Origin of the sequence: Leptospira vanthielii serovar Holland str. Waz Holland = ATCC 700522, from assembly GCF_000332455.1 — a bacterium.
In the GTDB taxonomy this organism is placed as follows: Bacteria; Spirochaetota; Leptospiria; order Leptospirales; family Leptospiraceae; genus Leptospira_A; species Leptospira_A vanthielii.
This window is the reverse complement of the sequence record NZ_AOGY02000014.1, coordinates 177,329-198,331: the sequence shown is the minus strand read 5'-3', so window position 1 is coordinate 198,331 and position 21,003 is coordinate 177,329. Positions and strand designations below refer to the sequence as shown.

Below are 21,003 nucleotides of genomic sequence, written 5' to 3'. Positions count from 1 at the left end.
AGAATTTTATTTTAAAGGGAAATGACATTTTACTCTACGTGCAGGCGTAGGAAAACTTTCCGCAGGTTCTTCCGTTTTACAAATATCTTGAACAATAGGACATCTCGTATGGAACCTACACCCGCGAGGTTTATTCATCAAACTAGGAATTTCGCCGATTAATGGTTGAGAAACTCTGGTTCGATCTTTTAAATCAAAACTAGCTGAGAATAATGCCTTCGTATAAGGATGTAATGGTGCTTTTGTGATCTCATCACGACTACATTCTTCGACAATTTGTCCTAAATACATGACAGCGATTCGATCCGATACGTGTTTTACAATGTTCAAGTCATGAGATATAAACAAATAAGATAGGCCATATTTCTCACGTAATAACAAAATATTATTAATTACTTGTGCTTGAGTGGAAATATCTAATGCCGAAACCGCTTCATCACAAACCACAAGACTTGGTTCTAAAATCAAGGCCCTGGCAATGGCAATCCTTTGTCTTTGTCCACCGCTAAATTCATGGGGATAACGATGCAATATATCGGCCGGTAAGTTGACTTCAGCGAGTGCCTGAATTGCTTTTTCTTTTTTTTCCGACAAAGACAGATTAGGAAAATGGATCTGTAGGCCTTCTGTGATGATTTCCTCAATCGTAAAACGCGGGTTTAGCGAAGAATAAGGATCCTGGAAAACCACTTGGATTTTTCGTTTGAGTGCTTTTAGTTTTTCTTTAGGAATATTTTTGATTTCCTGATTTTCAAACTGGATGGAACCAGAATCAAACGGCAATAAGGATAAAATGGCTCTGCCGATTGTGGATTTACCACAACCGGACTCACCGACAAGTCCTAAAATTTTTCCTTGGGGAATGGAAAAACTAACTCCCTCAACGGCGACAAGTCGTTTGGAAGAAAAAGAAAGTGATTGCGATTGTTTATACGAAACAACTAAGTCTTTTACATTAAGCACTTTTTTTTCCTCCATATAAAAAACATTCTACCGATTGGTTCTCCGAAATAGATATATCCTTCGGAATTGACTGGTGACAGATAGGAAGTTTTTCGTTACAACGTGTGTGGAATCGACATCCTGTTGGATACGATTTTGGAGAAGGTACAATCCCTTCAATAGTTACCAACTTTTTACCAATGTTTTCATGTGTGGGATAAGCAGCAATTAAGGCTTGTGTGTAAGGATGTTTGGGACTGTCTATGACTTCACCAACACCTCCCTGTTCAATGATCTTTCCCGCATACATAACGGCAATTCGATCGGCAATATGGCTCACAAGACCAATATCATGGGAAATAAAAAGAACCGACATTCCATTTTCTTTGCGTAGTTCTTTTAAGAGTTCAATCAACTGTAATTGGATGGTGACATCAATGGCACTCGTCGGTTCGTCTGCGATCAAAATTTGAGGATCGCACATCAGTGCCATAGCAATACAAACTCTTTGTAACATCCCACCAGAAAATTGATTCGGGTACTGTCCAAGCCTAAGCCTTGCATCGGTAATTCCTACTCTTTCTAATAAATAGATAGCCTTCTCTTCTGCTTGTTTTTTCGAACCAAGACCATGTAACAAAAAACCTTCTATGAGTTGGTCTCCAATTTTATGAAGAGGGTTCAAAGCTGAAAACGGCTCTTGAAATACATAAGAAATTTTTCTTCCTCGAACTGTCATTAGGTGCTCTGTGGGCATTTCTAATAAGTTCTTATCTTCAAATAAAATAGATCCGGTGGGATATAATGTTGTATTGGATGGTAATAACTTAGTGAGCGCCAAACTAGTGATAGACTTCCCGCAACCGGACTCCCCAACAAGAGCCAAAGTCTCACCTTTCGACAAATAAAAATCAACATTGTCTACAATGGGCAAAATTCCATCATCTGTTTTGATTTGAATTGAAAGATCTTTGACTTCGATGGCTTTTTCAATTTCTTTCATTTGTAAGCCACCTTATCTTTTGGATCAAATGCATCACGAAGTCCTTCACCCACAAATGCAGAAAATAAAATGGTTAGAAACAAAGCAACCGACGGAAAGGTAATCAACCACCAAGCAGTGAGCCTTTCTCGTCCTTGCCCAATCAACTCTCCCCAGGAAGGATTCGGTGCAGGGATTCCATAACCCAAAAAATCAAGGGCAGAAAGAACAGAGATTGCAGAAATTAAAATAAAAGGTAAAAAAGTAACAAGTGGTGTAATGGAATTGGGAAGTAGATGACGCATTATAATCGAAAACGAAGAGGCTCCCAAAGTTTTTGCTGCATCAACAAACTGCTGTTTGCGGAGTTTTAAAAACTCACCACGCATATAATAACTAAGACCAATCCAACTCAAAGATCCATAAGTAACAATAAGTACCATAAATCCCCGTCCAAAAAAAGAACCCATAATCAAAATCAGATACAAAAAAGGAATCGCAGATAAAATTTCTATAATCCTTTGTAAAAACAAATCCAATCGCCCCATAAAATACCCTTGAATCCCACCAATAAAGGAAGCGAGTAGAATCTCAACAATGATAAGGATCAAACTAAATGTCATCGCCAACCGATATCCATATATGATGCGAGTAAAGACATCCCGACCACGGTCATCCGTTCCCATCCAATGTCGTAGTGTTGGTGTAGAAGGAGGATTTGTTCCCTCCTCTAAACTTTCTAAGTTGTCTTCATTGACTCCAAACGGAACAGGAGGAAAGAGCATATAATTGGATGAATCAACAAACCTGGATTCTTTATTCAGTTTTTTATAATTGGGTTCTGTTAGATTAAGCCCACCAAACTTTGTTTCTGGATAAAAACTAAAAATAGGAAAAGAAATACTCCCTTCATATAAAATAAACAATGGTTTGTTATTGATAAGAAGTGGTGAAAACAAAGATAAAACATAAGTATAAAAAAGAATTAACATTGAATAATATGCACGTTTATTCTTTTTAAACTTTTCCCACTTACGAATGTTTGCCGGGTTTGAAATAAAATTCATTCGAAGTCAATCCTCGGATCAATCAGTATATAACAGAAATCGGAGACTATTTTTCCGATAAGCCCTAAAAAACTTTGAGCCAGGAGTAAACCCATCATAAGATCTGTGTCCCTTTCTCTTACCGCTTCAAAACTTAAGAGGCCCATCCCATCGATATTAAAGACCAACTCAATAAATAAAGAACCTGAAAAAATCAAAGTTAAGTTACTTCCGAAACCAGTGGCAATAGGAATGAGTGAATTTCGAAATGCATGCCGAAAGATAGAATCCGAAAAACTAAGTCCTTTCGACACAGCAGTCCGAACGTATTCTTTGGCGATTTGGTCCAACAAACTATTTTTCATAAGTAAAGTGAGGACGGCAAAACTTCCCACCACATAACAGATCACAGGTAGGAACATGTGTGCGAGGCGATCGTTTACCTTTCCCCAAAAACTCAAATCTTCATAAAAGTCAGATACCTCGTGTCCCAAAGGAAAAAAGGAAAACACTTTCCCCGATGCAAACAAATATAAGAGTAACATCGCAAAGGCGAAAACAGGCAATGAATAGGTGAAAAAAATAATAAAACTAGAAATGAAATCAAATCGACTTCCTTCTTTTAATGCCTTCTGAATTCCAAGAGGGATACAAATCAAATAAGTTAAAAAGAAACCAGAGAGTCCAAAAAAAAGGGATACAGGAAGTTTTTCTACAATGAGCTCAGATACCTTACGAGAGTGTAACCTCGACTCCCCTAAATCAAACTGAACAATTTGTTTTAGCCAAAGTAAATAAGCAATCGGTGCAGGTTTGTCTAAATGGAGCCTTTGTTTGATGAGTTCAATTTCTTCCTGCGAAATTTGTTTGGTAGAGGCACCAGCTAAATTTCCAGTACCCTTTAATTTTGCAATCTCACTATTGAGTGGTCCACCTGGGGCAAAATGGGAAATCAAAAAAACAAGGAAGGTGATTCCAAGTAAGGTCGGGAAGATGAGTAAAAAACGTTTTAGAAAATATTTCCACATATCTTAGAACTCCCACCACTCTTTCGGTTTTTTGTAACCTTTCAATTCTAAATATCCTTTGGCCGACTTTTTTTGAATTGGATCGATTGCATCCACTCCGCCTTCCCAATAGATTGTAGAAGTTGTCTTACTTCCATCGAACTCTTGTTCATTGAAAATAGGAGATACGTTCCATTCTCCACCTGGGTATTTGATTTTCCAGTGGAGTGGGTATTCTATTTTTGTATCAGGGCTTTTCCAAAAGGATCCTACAGTTTCCATTTGGATTTGACCCGGTTCCTTCCAATAGGTAGTTTTTCCTTCTGGATTTCGATGGGTTCCAAAAATTTCCGGTGTCAGTCCGTGCGACTCTCGAAACCGAAAAAATACATAATCACCACCTAAATTGTCCGACAGACAAATCCAATCCCAACCGGTTTCCCCTGTAGCAAGTGAAGGAATTGATTTGGAATTTTTTTCACTCCATTCATGGTCCATCCAAGAATTTCCCGAAACAATAGTCTCCCTCTTCCCATTTACAAAAAGAATTCCCTTTGTTTTGAGTCTCGGATAACTATAGTAATACGAAAATATATTTGGATTTCGATTGGATTTAATAGAAACCCCATCTTTGCCATGAACCAGAATTTTCCCATTTCCTTCTAACTCAAAATCCAAACTCAAATCTTTTGATTTTGACTGAGCCTGGATATGAAATTTATCTTTGGAGATAATCTCTAATCGATAAGTCCCACTAAAAATGACTTTATCAGAATATCCAGATAAACCACCTATCGTTCGCTTGATGGTCTGAGAATTTTTGTATTTCTTAGAAGAAAAATCGGAAATAGCAAAATGAACCGGGAATACCTCTGGATTCCAATCACTATCATCAGAAAACTTCAGTCGAAAAAAAGACAATTCATATCCGTATAAATTTCCGGTGTCAGATTCTATGTGCCCAACAAAGTAACACCATTCCAATCCAAAATCAGAATGAAAACTATGGTCTTTGGGAAAACTAAAATGAAAAAAAAGGAGGGATAGGATTAAAATTTTAATTCTATTCATCAGGTAAAGACTCCCACTTCTTTTCAAGTGGAAGGATATGAAGATAGGATTCTTCAATTCGTTTCATCTTTTCAATGACATCTTTCATTTTTTTCTTTTCGTTCAACTTTCGATACAATTGTGCTAAGTTATACAAATTAGATAAATTCGAATCATTGATGGAATGAGCTTTTTTCCACTCTACTTCCGCTTTTTCAAACATCTCCATTTGGTAATAACAATATCCAAGAACTGAATGTGATTTAAAATGATTTGTTTTGAATTTATTATAAGACTCTAACAAACTGATGGCCTTTTCAAAATTCTGACTATAGGCAAGTGCCTTCCCATAAGAGAGTTGGGTATCGAGTTCACGAGGTAAAATTTGATGTGCTTGTTCATAAAAAACTACAGCCTCATTGAATTCTTTTTTTCGGTAAGCTTCATCTCCTTTCGCTTTAATTAAATTGAATTCGGGAAGCCTGGGAGACAACTGAAGACCAAGTAATGTGATATCATCCATTGGGTCTGTACCCATCGTAAACTCTTTGTGAATGCTTAGGATGGTTTCCACAGTTTCTTGGATGGATTTTTCAAAAGTGGTTTCGATGATTTGGATGAGTCTATCTTCTCCAAACGCAATCCCCTTATCATTTTCTGCTTCAGTCAGTCCGTCTGTGTATAAAAATAATTTATCACCCGGCTCCAATTGGATTTGCAGATCTCTAAACGTATCGCCGGCATCGGGAAACATACCCAGGAAGGTTCCGTCTCCTTCACAAATTTCAGCTCGTTTTGTTTTTGCTCGGTAAAGAATGGGCCTTGGGTGGCCGGCAACGGAATACAAAACTTTATAATCATCATGAATCAAAACATAAACACAAGTTGTGTATCCTTGTTGTTTGACTAAGTCTAACAACTCTCGATTAATTAGTTTGAACGTTTCCGATGGTTTTGGTTTTTTAAAATTGGAAAAAAGTAACTTTGATAATGCCGTAATAAAAGCTGCAGGGACTCCGTGACCAGAAACATCACAAACAGCAACCCCCAACTTATCCATGTTATATGGAAAGTAATCATAATAATCCCCACTCACTTCTTGCATGGGGGCAAATGCTGTCCAAAATTGAATTCCATTCCAATCGGGAATGATTTCTGGAATGAGACCCTTCTGGATGTTTTTTGCCAACCGTAAGTCCTTTTCCATTGAGAGTTGTTTTTTTTCTAATTCTTGTTTGAAAGATTTTAATACTTCGACAGCCGCTTCTAAATCCCGATTTTCAATCGCCAGTTCACGGGATTTTCCCACAACGTCTTTCACATCTACAATGGAAATTTCTTCCAATTGAGAATCCATCCGAGATGTAACCATCACTCGATGCCTGTTTGTTAAATCGTCTTTTGTCAAACGCGAGCGAGACAAAAACAAATTGTCTTCCAACCATTCCATTTCATATTCATTGGAATCGGCCCCAAATAAAATATTTTCACCTAACTCTTTGTGTGATACATGGATTCCAAAAAGTTTTGTTTTAGTCATTCGGATCTTGAATTCTTTGAGTTCAAAGAGGACGGCAAGCCCGTTCAACATCCCTTGAAAAAATACGGCATCGTACCACTTCTCTTGGTATTCAGGTAAGTAGTTGAATAGAAATATCACTTTTTGATTGGAAACAGGTTTTACATTCAGATAGACTGCTCGCGTTAGGCGACCAATCAAAATAGGAAGACGTTCTATCATCTCCTTCAAATCAATCCGAGAATCATCCAGAGGAAGTAAATCATAAGCATTTGTAATAAGACTTTCTGTTCCCAGATGGTATAAAATTCCTGAGATATCAAGGGATTGGGATATAATTTGGATGATTTTATCTTCTAAATCTTGAGAGATCCAATAGTTCGGATCTTTTAGAATTCGATTGTATACAGTATCATCTAAATTTTCCGGAAAGGGATTGGTGTGACGTGATAAATGATTCTCACGTTGGTACACTTGAATCAGTCCCGAGACACGTTTCGATGATATTTCTCTTCCTGTGTGCAGTGGCAAAACCCTCCCGAGGGTTTCCCTTCGGTAGGAGAAAAATAAATTTCAATCGATCCCTAGGCAATAGATTTTTCAATGGAGATATGATTTGGTATCTTCGTGTCTTTGGTGTATTTGTTTTGGTCTTTGGTATTACTGTATTCCGACAAAATGAAACTCAGGTGGAACGGACCTGGGAAGTCACAAACAAACCAGAACTAGTACAAAAAGTTCTCTATGACTCCTTCCAACCCAAATCCTCTCGATTGCCAGTCGTTGGCGAAAGTTGGGAAACCAAAATCATGGGCGAAACAGTAAAATGCACTACAACCTCTGCCAACACACAAGGCCAGACAGAGTTCCAAATTTCCGCAGAAGGTTTTAAACACTACCAAATCTTAAAAGAATCCTACCGTGTGGAAACCATCCAGAACGGTGTTCGCATCCATGGAAAATGGGAATTGGAAACACATCCGAATACTCTTTCTAAACTTCTATTTTTGTTCTTTAGCGATGCTGATCTTGACCACATCGCCCAAGGAAAACAAAAACTATTCTAAGACTTTGTTTTAGTACTTTCGAGAAGAACCGTTGCCATCACCATCACACCTTCACTTCGACCAAGCGAACCCATCCCTTCGGAAGTAGTTGCTTTGATCGAAACGCAGTCTAACGGCAATTTGGTGATACTTGCTAAAGAGGCATTGAGTTCTGCACGAATAGGATTGATTTTGGGATGGTCTCCCACATAAGTACAATCGATATTCACTAGTTTAAATTTTTTCTCTGCCATAAGTTCCAAACACTTCTCAATGATGCGAGTGGATTTCATATTTTTATACTGTGGGTCTGTATCGGGAAAGTGAACCCCAATATCACCTAGTGCTAAGGCACCGAGAATGGCATCTGCCACTGCATGTAAAACCACATCAGCATCACTATGACCAAGAAAAGCAAACTCCGATTTTACTTCGACACCAGCCAAAATTAGCGGGCGAAAGGGTTCATGGATTAATTTATGAAAATCGATTCCGTTTCCAACTCTAAACATAGATCCTACTTTTTATAACTCAATTCTAACATACGATTCACAGACTTTTGTGCGAGGCGAATCACCTCTTCATCTAAAAAGATTTCAAACTGTTCTTTTAGAAGGGCATCTCTCACTTTTTCCAAAGTAATTTTTTTCATGTGCGGACAAGTTTGGCAAGTGGATACAAACTCTTTTTCAGGAAATTCCGCACGCAAATTATCACCCATAGAACATTCTGTCACAAGCATAATTTTGTTAGTTTTACTTTGTCGAATGAAATCAACCATTTGAGAAGTGGATCCAGAAAAATCTGCCTCTTTTACCACATCTTCATGGCACTCTGGATGTGTAATCACAGTGAGTCCGTCGCTGAACAATCGTTTTGCGGAACGAATATCTTCTGGTGTGTACATTTCATGTACCATACAACGTCCAGGATGGGAAATGATGGTTTTGGATGTTTGGTTTCGCACATTCCCTGCCAAATATTCATCTGGCAAAAAAATCACAGTATCTCCTTCCACAGCATTTACAATTTGTACGGCATTGGCTGAAGTACAACAAACATCGGTTTCTGCTTTTACTTCCGCCGAACAGTTGACATACGTAACGACAGGAACTCCAGGATATTTGGCTTTGAGAGCTTTAACATCGTCTCTTGTAATGGCTTCTGCAAGAGAACATCCTGCTTTTAGATCAGCAATCAGAACCTTTTTTTCTGGAGATAGAATTTTTGCAGTCTCCGCCATAAAATGAACTCCATTGAAGAGTATCATTGCAGCTTTGGTTTCCTTTGCCATTTTAGAAAGATACAAAGAATCTCCAATGATATCGGACACTCCCCAAAACACATCGGGAGTCATGTAGTTGTGACCGAGGATCACCGCATTTTTTTCTTTTTTAAGGCGGTTAATTTCCTCCGCTAGAGGAAGGATCCGTTCCTCGATTTCATGAGGAAGGTAAATGGGATTTAATTTTTGGACCAGTTGGTCTTTAGTTACTAGTGACATAGTAAACTCCTAAATGAATCATTAAAACGGATCGGCCCGAAGGATAGTGTTTGTTTCACTGAGTCCAGAATCAGCAGGCGGAACTTCATTTTCTAAAGATCCACATTTGTTGAAACTTTCACGAAAGGAAAGTTCTGCCTCAGAGCTCCCTGTTCTTTGGACTTTGCGATAGTCAGAGTTGGAATTAAAAGAATTATGATTACAAGGCTTCGCAATATTATAGGCTAAATTTATCTTCGTGAAACAATCGAAATATAAGATAGCTACAGCATCTGTATTTAGCTCTTGCGGAAGGATTTCTCCTTTGACTCGAGAAATAAGACCAGAACACACAGCGGAATTAGAATCTGGAACGGCGACACAATTTGCTTCTGAGGAAATAAACCTTTGACAAGCGGAATCAATAGCAGTCCCTTGCGATAGGATCGAAGCAAGTAGTTCCGCATTAGAATCTTTTTTCGATTTTTTCGTACAACCATTGGCCCCAAAGACAATGCCTGTTAACAAAAAGAAAATCATTACTTTCCTTGTCATACTGATTCTACTTTCCCTCTTTTTGGGTGGGTTTGTCTATATCCTTTTTCTGAAAAATACCAACCCTGATCTGAAAGCATCTTCCTATGATTCTCGTTCTGAGCTCTACTGGGAGAGGTTACAAAATCGTCCCGAGGTTCTACTTGGGCCAGGTTACCCTACAGATTTGCGTGATTTTTTGGAAACTCTTAGGGGAAAAGAATCCTATCTTTGGGAAGGGGACAGAGACAAAACTTATACCCATTTACTCGAAACCTATCCAGATGAAAGAGGCCATGTTCTCTACGCAGTCTTCATTGCCTTTATGAACTGGAAGGAAAAAAGTTCAGAAGTGGAACAAAGAGGAGACCTTTCGGCCTACGAAAAACTAACAGCTGTGAATCGTGTATCAGAAGAAATATTTCCTCTTGTCCTACGTACCATCTTATTTCCCAAACATCCCACCACTCCTCCGGTTTTGCTTCTCTCCTATCTGGAAGATTATGTTCAGAAAAATCCCTACAGTTATTCCAGGGAAAGAAAACGAATCTTTCTTAGGAAAATGGAAGAACTCTATCAAGCCGAAAAATGGGAAATCCGAACTTGGGAAAGTCCTATGTTTCTTCGCCAGGTGATTGAACTGATCTATGAAAGAGAAATTTTAGAAATGTCCGAAGAGGAAAAAACTTCTTACCGCAGTGCAAAATTGGAGGAACTGAAAGCCGATTTTTGGAATTGACAAGACCTGGTTGTGTCCCCCATATAAGTGGGGTTATGAAACAAATTCTTTTCTCCTTTCTCTTAGTAGGATTCTTATTCCAATGCAGTAGCAGTCCCAAACGACTCGACAACGCTGATGATTATATCTCCGACTCAGGTGGGCTCACTAGCCAGGAATTGGTGAAAGCTGCCGACAAACTCGCAGGCCAAATTGGGGAGTACTTTAAAGAAAACCCACATGAAGAAGGTGTCTTTGTTGCCCACTTCCCTACACGTAACGATACATCGGAACAAATCCAAACAGAACTTTTTGACAACGCCTTTGTTTCCAAACTCATCAAAAGCAAAATTTATACAGTTCGCACAAAAACAAGAGAACAGTCACTGAACGAAATCCAGTTCAGTTTGTCCGGACTTACTTCCAACAGGCTCTCCATTGGAAAACTCAAGTCTCCCAACTTCTTTGTTCGTTGCGAAATCAACGAAAACATGTTTACCTCTGATGGAGAAAAAATCGTAGAACAATCTATCAATATCGAACTAGTCGAAGTGGAAACAACCATCGCAGTTTGGTCTGAAAAAGTTTCTTATCGTAAATTAGCTGTTCGAGGAAATAAAGGGGTTAGCTGGTAACCCCTGCCCATCATTTCATGAAAAAAACAATTCTCTTTCTTTCTCTTTTCATTCTCGGTTGCGCCAGTGATTATAACAAAATCATCAAAGCAACTGAGTCGGCGTACTATGGGCAAGATTATGACTCTGCCATTCCTAAAATTAGAGAACTTTACGAAGGTTCATCTAACAAGGATAAACTTCTTTTTTTAATGGAAGCAGGTATGATTTTTCATACCAAAGGTGATTACGTAACCTCCAATAAAGTTTTCAAAGAAGCAGAAGATTTAGCGGACAATATCAAAGTCAGTATGATGAGGTCAGGTCTTTCGTTCGTCCTTTCTGACAACGAGTCCAATTACACCGGTGAAGACTTTGAAAGAGTTATGATCAAGTTCTACATTGCGAATAATTATCTTCTTCAAGGTGATACGGCTAACGCAAAAATTTACTTCCGAAGACTCGACTTCGAACTAAAAGAAATGCGGTTTATGGCGCCTGAATATAGACAAAACAATGCAGCAAGACTCATCGATGCTTATGTTTCAGAATCCCTCGGCCGTTACAATGATGCTCGCGTCCAATACAAAAACATGGAACAACTCATTGGAAAAAGTCAAAACTTAATCGCCGATAGATATCTGTTAGCTGCAAAGGAAGGTGACTCTGGGGACAAATCGAAGTATGGGGCAGGTCGTTCTAGTCTCCAAGCTTACGATAGTTCCATGCAAAGAACATCTCCAGAAAACGAAAAACTTTCTGAAGTCATCATCATTCATGAAGCTGGAAAATCTGCGATCAAAATGTCTCGGGGAAAACTCATGGAAGATGAGTATTTTGCTGTCGCACTCAGGGGAGCCGTAGAAGTAGGTCTTTATTCCAAAGGGGCGGGAGCATCTCTTACTGGTGCGATTGCAGCACTTTCCATTGCCGAAAATCCAATTCCTATCTATAAAGAAAGGGATCCCAATGGTTCTCTTCCTAAAAAATATTTCATCAATGGTGTGGATGTTGGTTATTCAGATATCATGAACAACTATTCTGAAACAGCAATGAACAACTTTAACGAAAATTACAAAACTCTCATCACAAAAAACCTTACCTCATTGTCCTTAAAGATTGTAGCTGCTGTGATTGCATCGGAGGCGATGGCTCGTGCCATTGAATCTAGCGGGAAATCTAAAAATAACGACTTGGTTTCTGGACTCATTCGAGTGGCAGCCGGTGCTGCTGCGGGCCTTGCCGTTTCTCAGACCATTGCCCCAGACTTACGTTGTTGGCGAACCATTCCGGCCAACTTCCAAGTGAAACGAGTCTTTTTAGCTCCCGGAGAATACGACTTTAAAGTAGAATCTCCAGGATCTATTGTGACTGCTGCTCCCAAAAAACTCCTCGTGGAAGCCGGCAAACCTTTGTTTGTTTCCGTTCGTTCATATTCGAACTAACAAATAAACTGACTAACTGAGTACGATCGAGGTATTTAAGTCAGTAGAAGGGTTTACTTCTAGTCGTTTTTCCTTCTTAAAAAAGCGGGGATGTCGTAGTCCTCTCCGTAGTTTTGAAACGGGGAGGATTGTTTCTGAGAAGAAAATCCCCGGTTCGATTGGCGGATACTTCGAGTTGACTCTTGTTCTTTTCCAAGTCCAGAATCTCTCTCTTCACTCTTTCGAATGTAAACCATAGGAGAAATCGATTCTTCTGAACCCACAACCTTTTGTTCTCTTTGGTACTGTTTTCCTCGTTTGGAAAAACCAGTAGCAATCACTGTCACTCGGATTTGTTCGGAAAGATTTGTATCCTCATTGAGTCCAATGATAATGTTTGCATCGGGATCTGCTTGTGCTGTAATGATTTGCGAAACTTCATTCCATTCGTGGATGGTAAGATCATTTCCCCCAGTCACATTGATAAGAAGGGACTTGGCCCCTTGAATACTAGAATCTTCGAGAAGAGTATTGTTGATGGCTTGTTCTACGGCTTCACTCACACGAGTTTCTCCGCTTCCTTCCCCTACACCCAAAATTGCATCCCCAGTATCTTTCATAATGGTTTTCACATCGGCAAAATCTACATTGATGATTCCGGGGTGGTTTATGATATCACTGATCCCGCGAACCCCGTTTAACAAGATATCGTCGATCACACGAAACGCCATATCCACCGGAGTGTTTTTATCTACCACTTGAAAGATAGAATCATTACGAATGGTGATGAGAGTGTCTACGTTGGCACGGAGTTGGTCAATTCCCTGTTTGGCAAGTTCAGCTCTGCGTTTTCCTTCAAAAGAAAATGGAACCGTCACCACACCGACAACCAAACATTTCATTTCCTTAGCAATGGCTGCAATGATGGGAGCAGCTCCAGTGCCTGTTCCACCACCCATACCTGCAGTGACAAAAACCATATCGGCACCTTTGAGAGCCGATACAATTCGTTCCTTGTCTTCAAGGGCGGCCTTCTCTCCAAGTTCTGGATCCCCACCTGCCCCCATACCACGAGTTACTTTGTTACCTAATTGGATTTTGACTTCTACAGGAGATTTTAATAATACTTGTTCGTCGGTGTTCATTACAATAAAATCAACACCCGTCATTTTAGCATGAACCATACGAGTGACGGCGTTCATTCCGCCTCCACCAACTCCAATGACTTTGATAATGGCAGGGCTTGTTTTTTCTTCTTCTAGGTACAACATCGACATATCCTTAGAGATTATTCTCCATCCAACGACGAACCTTCTTCATCCAACCGTCTGAATCAGATCCGGAATGCATGTTTCTTTGTTCTAGGTTTTGTATTTTTGAACTATATTTAATAAGACCAACGGCAGTAGCATATTCAGGTGAGGAAATTTTATCCACAAGGCCGCTAAGGCCCGCAGGTTTGGCACGACCAACTGACAAACGTAATACTTCCTCAGCAGTGGCTTCAATTCCTTGTAATAGGGAAGTTCCGCCTGTAAGGATGACTCCTCCCGCCAAACTAGATTTAAATCCTGACCGAACCAGTTCATGATCAATCATTTCTAAAATTTCACGAACTCTCGGTTCTAAAATTTCCACTAGTTCCTGACGAAAGACCGAACGGGATGGCCTTCCAGAGATAGAAGGAATTTCAAATTTTTCTGTAGGGTCCACCATATCAATGCGCGTATGACCATATCGTTTTTTGATGACTTCCGCTGTTTCTACAGTGGTTTTTAAACCAATAGAAATATCGCTTGTGATGTGGAACCCACCAAAAGGAACGACGGAGGAAAAAGCGATTCCGCCATCCACATAGATAATGATGTCGCAGATTCCAGCGCCTATATCAATGACTGCAGTTCCTAAATCCTTTTCTCCTGAAGTTAGGATGGCTTCTGAAGAGGCAAGGCTTGATAACACTCGATCCATTTGCAAAAGGCCGGCTTGTTCTACACAACGGTCAATATTATTGAGTGCTGTGTTCCCGCAGGATACAATATGTACTTCTGCTTCTAAACGAACCCCTGTCATTCCAATCGGATCTTTGATATTGACTTGGTCGTCTACTTTGAATTCTTTTGTAAGAACATGGATGACTTGTTGGTCGTTCGGAATATGAACCGCTTGTGCTGCTTCGACAACACGCATGATATCCGTTTCTGAAACGATTCGTTCTCTGTTAGTAACAGCGATGATTCCTTTTTCATTGAACCCATTTACTGACTTGCCAGAAACATTTACGACAACGGTATTCACTTCTTGGCCGGCCATAAGTTCGGCATCACCAAACGCCTCTATGATGGATTTTGTTGTTGTTTCTATATTAACGATAGAACCATTTTTAATACCGGCAGAAGGATAAACTCCTGTTCCAATAATTTCGATTTCGTAATCACCCACAAGTCGCCCAATGACAACTTTAACAAGAGAGGATCCCAAATCCAAGGCCGTTATGATCGGTGCATCATCATAGGTCATATTAGTGGTAAACGGCGTCCTCTCCTCTTAAATCTATAGAAACAGCTTTCACAGATTCTGCTTCCATATAAGCAATCGAAGCATATAATTTGCGAAACACATTCAATTCTAACTTATCACCTAAATACACTTTCATGGAATTGGGAGATTTTAAATACAAAGTATAATTGCCGTCACGTTCAACGGCGAGTTCTGAAATTCTGGATTTGAGTGCGGGATATAAGGAAAGAGCATGTCGCATTTCTTTAGTGATATCAAAAATTTGTCTGCCTTCTAGTTTTTGTTCCCCCACCGTGAACTGTCCACTAATCACAATTAGATGATTAGCTAACACGCGATCTCTGGAAAGTATCTCCAGATTTTCATCCACTTCATACAGGGAATTTCCTACATGTATGACAAATTCGGCGACTTTCTCCTGTACATTGATAATCAAAAATCCATCGGGATCGCGGGTGATTCTAACCTTCCGAATCCTCGGATGGTTTGACAATCGTTTCTCCCATTCTTTCCAATCGGCTATGGTTGGTGCTTCTGGATCCACTCCCAAAGAGCGAAAAACTTCTGCAGGAGAAAGAGCCACAAGGCCTTCCCACTCCACACGAACCACCGGTTTCACGGGTCTACCCCAACGAAAGACTAGTCCCAGAGCCACAAGGCCCACAAAGACTAAAAGGATCGGAACCACACGCCCAAATCGTTTTTCTTTGATTTCTTGGGGGGTGTCAACCATATATTGATTATGTCACATAGTAAGGATGTTTGGAAAGCATTTATCAACAGGGCACAAAAAAAGGCCAGGCGAACCTGACCTTTCTCGCTAGTCTCAAAATGAATTTGAGGTGCTTAGTTTTGTGCTACCCGCATGGAACCTTGGTTAAGATCCATAGAGACAGTTTGGTATTTTTTGGCTTCTTTTTCAAGAGCTTCTGCACGGCGAAGAAGTTCTTTCTTCTCGTTCATTTGGCTAAGAGCCTTACCACCTCGAGTAGATCCTGCTCTGTCACGAAGTGCCTGAGCCATTTCTACTTTTTCTTTAGCGATGTTCGCTAGGTATTCCGAAACGGCAGATTTTTGCGCCGGAGTGGTTGCTTGTTCAATCATAGCAGACTCCAAAAGCTCCAATCTTTCGTTTGTATCTAAAGCGTAGAGATTTGCTGTTGCAAGTCCCATAGCTAAGATCCCTGTTGCGATTATCTTTGTTGTTTTCATGTGATCCTCTCTAGAGTGGGAACCTCTTTTTCCGATTCCCTTTGTTTAATCTATGACTCTAGAAAAGTTCTCATCCCGATTAAATTCAATCGGAAATTACGAAGAATTTCCCCTAGATGGGCCCAAATTAGCAAAAAATGGCGAATCTGGATTAATATTAATCAATTATAGATTAAATTTAATCAATAGGTCTCATAACCCTGTCCAAAAGCTTCCAATCAAAGATGGAATTCCAGACCGATATATAAAAAAACCCTCCGAAGAGGGTCTTTCCTTTGCCTATCCAAAATCTAAGAAAGGATTTTGGGTCAGTATTTTGTCTTGGTATAACTCAATTTTTTATTGAGGATGATCTCTACAGTTGTCAATTCCCCAGGTTTGATATTGATCTCAGAATTCTCCAATTTCATTTCTTCCATGAAACTCGCTCGGATTTCGTATTTACCCGGTTTTAGGTTGGTGAACCAAAAGTATCCATCTTTGTCGGTAGTGACTTTGAAGATTTGGTTGGTTGAGACCACTGTCGGCATATAGATGGGGTGTTTTTCGATCGGGTTGTCCAAGGTTTTGTAAAACACTCGGCCCCGAATCGCACCAAACCCATCCATGGAATTGATGGCATCCACAGTGACCGTCTGTTTCGGAAGCACTGCCGTGGCTGTTTTATAGATAGGATACTTGTCCGCACGGATTTCAATTTGGTGCACTCCGGCAGGAAGGTTATCAATTTTCACATTGTAAATATCGCCCTGAACCAAGGTTCCATTTTTGGAAACCGATCCCCAAATTTTCGATTTTTCTGTTGTGACCTGAGATGTGTATTCCTGATCATCCACGAGGACTTTGATTGACCTTACTTTGTCTTCTGGCGGGGAAGATTTTAGTTTTCCCTGTTTGTTGAGAAGGTCATAAGGAGACTTGGTAGCGGCTCCCCCATAAGACTTATCTTTGATGATGGAAGTGCGAATGAGGATACTTCCTGTTGTGACGGATGGTGGGGCTGGTGGTTCCACTTCCGTAATCGGAGGGATGACCACTGTGGTTTCGTTGGCCGGTGTTGGTTCCGGTTCTGGTTTTACAGGCGGAGGCGTTGTGTTATTATTGTTTGGTGGCGTTGTGTTTTCCACAGGGGTAATCGGCACGTTTACCACAACATTCGGAGGTTTTGGGGGAGGATTTTGTGGTTTCGGTGAACCTGATAAAAAGATTCCCGCCGCATTCCCTGAAACTTGTGGGGTTTGTTCGTGATTGAATTGGCGAGCCATCTTCACTGTTTCTTCTTTGGCAACAAAGAAGGCTTCCAGAGCAGTCACTACACTGTCCTTGTTTAAGTCCCCTTTTTCCAAGGCATTTCCAAAGTTATAAGTAAAGATACCGTGGTTGATGGTTCCCCCCACTTCGATGGATGTTTGGTCATCGTCTGAGGAGGAAATGACTGCTTTGTCTTGGAAAAAATAGTCTTCTGCGTTTTGACGCACAACTCCATCATTTCCTTGGGCAATCGGAATCTCAGCGGCACCGCGAGTATTTTTTCCTTTTTTGGCAATCCCACCTGAATAACAACAGTCCATCACAAGGACCGTCTTTTGGGATTTAATTTCTGTTAAAAATTCGTTTAACTCTTCATCGGAAATATGAGGGCGATCGTAACAAATGAGATAGTTACGCATTCCGTTTTTGGCCTTCGCATCTTTCATATACATTCCGTGGCCGGAGAAATATAAAAAGACAGAGTCCTCTTTTCCCACAACTTTACCCAGTTGGGTAATCGCATTTTTTACATTGTCACGAGTGACCATGGAACCTAACAGGACTTTGATATCCTTAAAGTTTCCTTTCTTTTGGATTTTTTCCTTTAAGAACGTTGCGTCTGCTTCACAAAGATTCAACTCAGGGATTTTGGCTGTGTTCCCTTTGTAGTTAGTTCCAATGAACAACGCATAACGGTTCTGCCCAAACACCGGTACACCGATGAGATAGGCCAATAGAATACAAACAAATATGTTTCGAAACGAAAACATGATTGGGTTTCCTCTTATCCGGATGGAGTGGTTCATTCTCCATCACCAGAAATCGGAAATCAATTGGATTTTTCTTTGGAATGCAAAAAACGGAACACCTTGGGAAGAATATAATTACGAAATTCTTCGTTTACCCGTTTTTCTCCTCGGCAATCGTAATGGATATTATCTACAAACCTCTCCGCCGGGTAGGAAGAATCGGGAAAGAAAAAGAGTTCGGCATCTGGATTTTCTCTAAAAAAAAGTTTTAAATCGGCAAGTAGGTCCTTGGATTCCTGGGAGTTTTGACGTTCCTTCATCCAAGGCATATACACCATTCCAAACCGAATCCCTTTCGAACGAGTGTATTCGATCAGATCTTTTAATACAATAAAGTCCGGTTTGTGGTACATATAGGGTTTTGGTTGGCTGATTTCTGCATCCAATTCCTTTCGAATCAAGTCTTTGGAAAAGAGCACTAGTTCTGGTTTCAATCGATTGGAGATATTGTATTTTCCGAAATGGCGACTGATTTGGTCTTCGATAGTGAGGTTGTCTTCCAATTGGGAAGTGGATGGTTTACAAAGTCCTGCCTCTATATTTTCACAAGATTCACAAAAGAGGGATCTTTCTTTGTAGTTTTTATCTACCTTCCAATTCGTTTGACTGAGAGCATTTCGAATGGCTCCATGAAAGCGATAGGACTCGTATAACAGCGGTGCTGCTTTCGAAAGTATAAACAATCGTTCTACACCAGAATATTGGTCCGAAAGTTCCGAATAGGTAAATTGGTGAAGGTATCTGTGACCAAAAAATTCCCAAAGGATTTGGTTTGCATCTTCTTGTTTTCCACTGTAACTAATAATATTGGTAGGAGTGGAAGTGCGAAAAAAATTCTTCTCAATTCCTTCGTTCCACCTTCGGTTTAAATAAGTGGAAATAGATTCGTTTTCTTTTACGGATTTGGCATCGGGATCATACAAGGGAGGACCATATCCCGTTGCATATAACTTAGGAGATGCTGCAAACAATACCATTTTTGGTTTGGTATTACCCTTCTTTAGATATTTGTCCAAAAAGAAACGATAGTATTTTGGTCCCATTGCCGGCAAACTATGATTATAGACTGAAAATTCAATATCAGGTTGTTTAGGATACCCGGCAAGAGCCATTGACCTCGAATCACCTAACACAATGATGTCGGCGTCACCTTTTCCCGATTCTACAAAGTTTTTCTTTAAGTTTACAAAAAAGATTTCTGGTTGTTCCAAATAGTGAATTCCTGTGAATCGAACCACAAGTTCCAATACCAGAAAAAATAAAAGGGAGATACCAATTCCTAAAAATTTAGAACGCAAAGTAAATTACCTCCTTTCCAAAAATCCCACGAGTGAGGATGAGAAATCCCATAAAGGATAATATAAACGCCTGAATTATAGGGTGAATTTGAAAGATCCAATATCTTTCTTTTTTAAAGTAGGTAAAACCATCTAAAATCAAAAGTGGTAAAAAGATTCTGAAATACTCCCCAAAAAGCCCCATCATATCCTTTATATTATTGTTTGGACTTAGATCCCAATCCCAAACAAAAAGAAATTTTTTCATATAAAGGAACATCATTTGTGCATCATAAGAACGAAACGCAAGGCCACTAAACGCAACCAACATATAAATCAAAATCCGGCTTGAAGTTCCCGAGAGAACACTTAAAAGTTTGTCCTTTAACGAAGGTAATTTGGCCGGAGTTGTTTCTGTTTTGTCTTCTTTTTTTTTGGCAAAAACAACTAAGTAAATGATTGTATAACCACCTTGCAAACAACCCCAAGTGATAAAGGTCCAGTTGGCTCCATGCCAAAGGCCAGATAAGAAAAAAATGATAAACAGGTTTCTGTACTGAGCAAATTTTCCATATTTACTTCCACCTAGGGAAATATAAATATAATCGCGAAACCACCTATTGAGTGTTACATGCCAACGAGTCCAAAATTCGGTAGGTGTTTTAGAAAATTCTGGCGTTTCAAAATTCACGGTGAGGGTGACACCCAAAAGTCGAGAAATACCTAAGGCAATAAAAGAATAACCCGCAAAGTCACAATAAATCTGTGGTAAAAATAAAACGGCACCTGCAAAAATCTGGGATCCATCCATGGATTGTATGATTTCCGGATTTTGTGTGTATAAAGACTTACCAGCAAGGAATACTTGGTCTACATAGGTGGCTAAGTTATCGGCAACATACACCTTCATAAAGTAACCGAGTAGGATGTCATACAATCCTTTTTGCACTCCATCCCAAGTGGGGAACTTCGGTTTTTTTAATTGCGGGAGGAGATCTTGCGCTCGTTCAATGGGTCCTGCAACTAACTGCGGGAAATAGTTCACAAACAAAGCAAAGTCAAAAAAGTCATGTTCTGCTTTGATTTGTCTACGAAACACATCGATGGTATACGACATGGTTTGGAAGGTATAAAAACTAATTCCCACAGGAAGGATGATGTTTCGCAAAAGATAGGTATTGGAATTTGTGGCTTCTGTAGATCCGAACCATAAGGCCAACTGGTTCCATGAGTCGATGAGGTTCACTGCGAAAAAATCGTAGTACTTCATGGTAAAGAGTAGGCCCAAGTTGGCTATGATGGAAACCGATAGATAAAGACGACGACGGATTTGGTTTTCTGTTCCTTCAATGAGGAGGGCAGCGCAGTAGTCAATAATGGTGCTGATGAGGATTAGGATGAGAAAAAACCACTCCCACCATCCGTAGAAAAAATACGATGCAAGAAGGAGCCATAGGTTTTGTGCGCGGTAAGCCCACTTCTTTTTTCCGGCAAACCATCCGAATCCCAAGAAGATCGAATAAACGATCAAAAAGAATAACAAAAATACGAAGGTATTAAAAAGCATCG

20 protein-coding genes are annotated in these 21,003 nt (G+C 39.9%); 4 read left to right on the top strand and 16 right to left on the bottom strand.

Translation table 11 applies throughout. The features are described from left to right. Positions 1–6: 6 nt before the first annotated feature. The 6 genes from LEP1GSC199_RS03180 to LEP1GSC199_RS03155 are packed head-to-tail and all read right to left on the bottom strand — an operon-like array spanning position 7 to position 7,020. Positions 7–963, bottom strand: a complete 957-nt coding sequence (locus tag LEP1GSC199_RS03180) for an ABC transporter ATP-binding protein (protein ID WP_002976873.1) — start codon at positions 961–963, stop codon at positions 7–9. Continuing rightward, positions 956–1,945 carry an ABC transporter ATP-binding protein gene (locus tag LEP1GSC199_RS03175; protein ID WP_002977215.1) on the bottom strand — a complete coding sequence of 330 codons (990 nt, stop codon included), beginning with the start codon at positions 1,943–1,945 and terminating at the stop codon, positions 956–958. Before LEP1GSC199_RS03175 ends, LEP1GSC199_RS03180 begins: the two co-directional genes overlap by 8 nt. Next, positions 1,942–2,991 (bottom strand): ABC transporter permease subunit, encoded by a 1,050-nt coding sequence (locus tag LEP1GSC199_RS03170; RefSeq protein WP_002977092.1) that lies wholly within the window; start codon positions 2,989–2,991, stop codon positions 1,942–1,944. Before LEP1GSC199_RS03170 ends, LEP1GSC199_RS03175 begins: the two co-directional genes overlap by 4 nt. Next, positions 2,988–3,998 (bottom strand): ABC transporter permease subunit, encoded by a 1,011-nt coding sequence (locus LEP1GSC199_RS03165; RefSeq protein WP_002977006.1) that lies wholly within the window; start codon positions 3,996–3,998, stop codon positions 2,988–2,990. Before LEP1GSC199_RS03165 ends, LEP1GSC199_RS03170 begins: the two co-directional genes overlap by 4 nt. A gap of 3 nt (positions 3,999–4,001) precedes the next feature. Further along, positions 4,002–5,048, bottom strand: a complete 1,047-nt coding sequence (locus LEP1GSC199_RS03160) for a carotenoid 1,2-hydratase (RefSeq protein ID WP_002977169.1) — start codon at positions 5,046–5,048, stop codon at positions 4,002–4,004. Then, positions 5,041–7,020: a SpoIIE family protein phosphatase gene (locus tag LEP1GSC199_RS03155; RefSeq protein ID WP_002976951.1), complete on the bottom strand. Its 1,980-nt coding sequence runs from the start codon at positions 7,018–7,020 to the stop codon at positions 5,041–5,043. Before LEP1GSC199_RS03155 ends, LEP1GSC199_RS03160 begins: the two co-directional genes overlap by 8 nt. Positions 7,021–7,157: 137 nt before the next feature. Between LEP1GSC199_RS03155 and LEP1GSC199_RS03150 the strand changes: the two genes are divergently transcribed. After that, on the top strand, positions 7,158–7,613 hold the full coding sequence (locus LEP1GSC199_RS03150) for a hypothetical protein (RefSeq protein WP_002977082.1): 456 nt from the start codon (positions 7,158–7,160) through the stop codon (positions 7,611–7,613). On the opposite strand, the gene ispF is transcribed toward LEP1GSC199_RS03150, so the two are convergent. The 3 genes from ispF to LEP1GSC199_RS03135 are packed head-to-tail and all read right to left on the bottom strand — an operon-like array spanning position 7,610 to position 9,615. Further along, positions 7,610–8,104 (bottom strand): 2-C-methyl-D-erythritol 2,4-cyclodiphosphate synthase, encoded by a 495-nt coding sequence (ispF, locus tag LEP1GSC199_RS03145; protein ID WP_002977086.1) that lies wholly within the window; start codon positions 8,102–8,104, stop codon positions 7,610–7,612. The genes LEP1GSC199_RS03150 and ispF overlap by 4 nt on opposite strands. Positions 8,105–8,109: 5 nt before the next feature. Then, on the bottom strand, positions 8,110–9,096 hold the full coding sequence (nadA, locus tag LEP1GSC199_RS03140; protein ID WP_002977123.1) for a quinolinate synthase NadA: 987 nt from the start codon (positions 9,094–9,096) through the stop codon (positions 8,110–8,112). Between the two features lie 21 nt (positions 9,097–9,117). Further along, positions 9,118–9,615 carry a hypothetical protein gene (locus LEP1GSC199_RS03135; protein ID WP_002976994.1) on the bottom strand — a complete coding sequence of 166 codons (498 nt, stop codon included), beginning with the start codon at positions 9,613–9,615 and terminating at the stop codon, positions 9,118–9,120. Here LEP1GSC199_RS03135 and LEP1GSC199_RS03130 point away from each other — a divergent pair. From LEP1GSC199_RS03130 to LEP1GSC199_RS03120, 3 genes are read left to right on the top strand one after another with little or no spacing between them, the layout of a single operon-like run. Continuing rightward, positions 9,590–10,348 (top strand): hypothetical protein, encoded by a 759-nt coding sequence (locus LEP1GSC199_RS03130; RefSeq protein ID WP_002976945.1) that lies wholly within the window; start codon positions 9,590–9,592, stop codon positions 10,346–10,348. The two genes, LEP1GSC199_RS03135 and LEP1GSC199_RS03130, sit on opposite strands and share 26 nt — an antisense overlap. 35 nt (positions 10,349–10,383) lie before the next feature. Then, positions 10,384–10,962 (top strand): hypothetical protein, encoded by a 579-nt coding sequence (locus tag LEP1GSC199_RS03125; protein ID WP_002977008.1) that lies wholly within the window; start codon positions 10,384–10,386, stop codon positions 10,960–10,962. Between the two features lie 17 nt (positions 10,963–10,979). After that, positions 10,980–12,386, top strand: coding sequence for a COG3014 family protein (locus LEP1GSC199_RS03120; RefSeq protein WP_002977265.1), 1,407 nt, complete (start codon positions 10,980–10,982; stop codon positions 12,384–12,386). Between the two features lie 59 nt (positions 12,387–12,445). Here the strand turns inward: LEP1GSC199_RS03120 and ftsZ are convergent, their stop codons facing one another. The 7 genes from ftsZ to LEP1GSC199_RS03080 all read right to left on the bottom strand — a co-directional run bounded on the left by ftsZ (position 12,446) and on the right by LEP1GSC199_RS03080 (position 21,001). Continuing rightward, a complete protein-coding gene (gene ftsZ, locus LEP1GSC199_RS03115) occupies positions 12,446–13,636 on the bottom strand; it encodes a cell division protein FtsZ (RefSeq protein WP_002977153.1) in 1,191 nt (396 codons plus the stop codon). A 10-nt stretch (positions 13,637–13,646) separates the two neighbouring features. Beyond that, entirely contained in the window at positions 13,647–14,885 is a 1,239-nt protein-coding gene (gene ftsA, locus LEP1GSC199_RS03110) for a cell division protein FtsA (RefSeq protein ID WP_002976792.1), read from the bottom strand. Position 14,886: 1 nt separating this feature from the next. Beyond that, entirely contained in the window at positions 14,887–15,618 is a 732-nt protein-coding gene (locus LEP1GSC199_RS03105) for a cell division protein FtsQ/DivIB (RefSeq protein ID WP_002976870.1), read from the bottom strand. Positions 15,619–15,731: 113 nt separating this feature from the next. Further along, positions 15,732–16,097 (bottom strand): LIC_10421 family protein, encoded by a 366-nt coding sequence (locus tag LEP1GSC199_RS03100; protein ID WP_002977275.1) that lies wholly within the window; start codon positions 16,095–16,097, stop codon positions 15,732–15,734. 308 nt (positions 16,098–16,405) lie between these two features. After that, positions 16,406–18,118, bottom strand: a complete 1,713-nt coding sequence (locus LEP1GSC199_RS03090; protein WP_002977173.1) for a caspase family protein — start codon at positions 18,116–18,118, stop codon at positions 16,406–16,408. A 59-nt stretch (positions 18,119–18,177) separates the two neighbouring features. Beyond that, positions 18,178–19,455, bottom strand: coding sequence for a DUF1574 family protein (locus tag LEP1GSC199_RS03085; RefSeq protein WP_002977003.1), 1,278 nt, complete (start codon positions 19,453–19,455; stop codon positions 18,178–18,180). After that, positions 19,445–21,001, bottom strand: coding sequence for an MBOAT family O-acyltransferase (locus tag LEP1GSC199_RS03080; protein WP_002977016.1), 1,557 nt, complete (start codon positions 20,999–21,001; stop codon positions 19,445–19,447). The genes LEP1GSC199_RS03085 and LEP1GSC199_RS03080 overlap by 11 nt, the downstream gene beginning before the upstream one ends. Positions 21,002–21,003 lie beyond the last annotated feature (2 nt).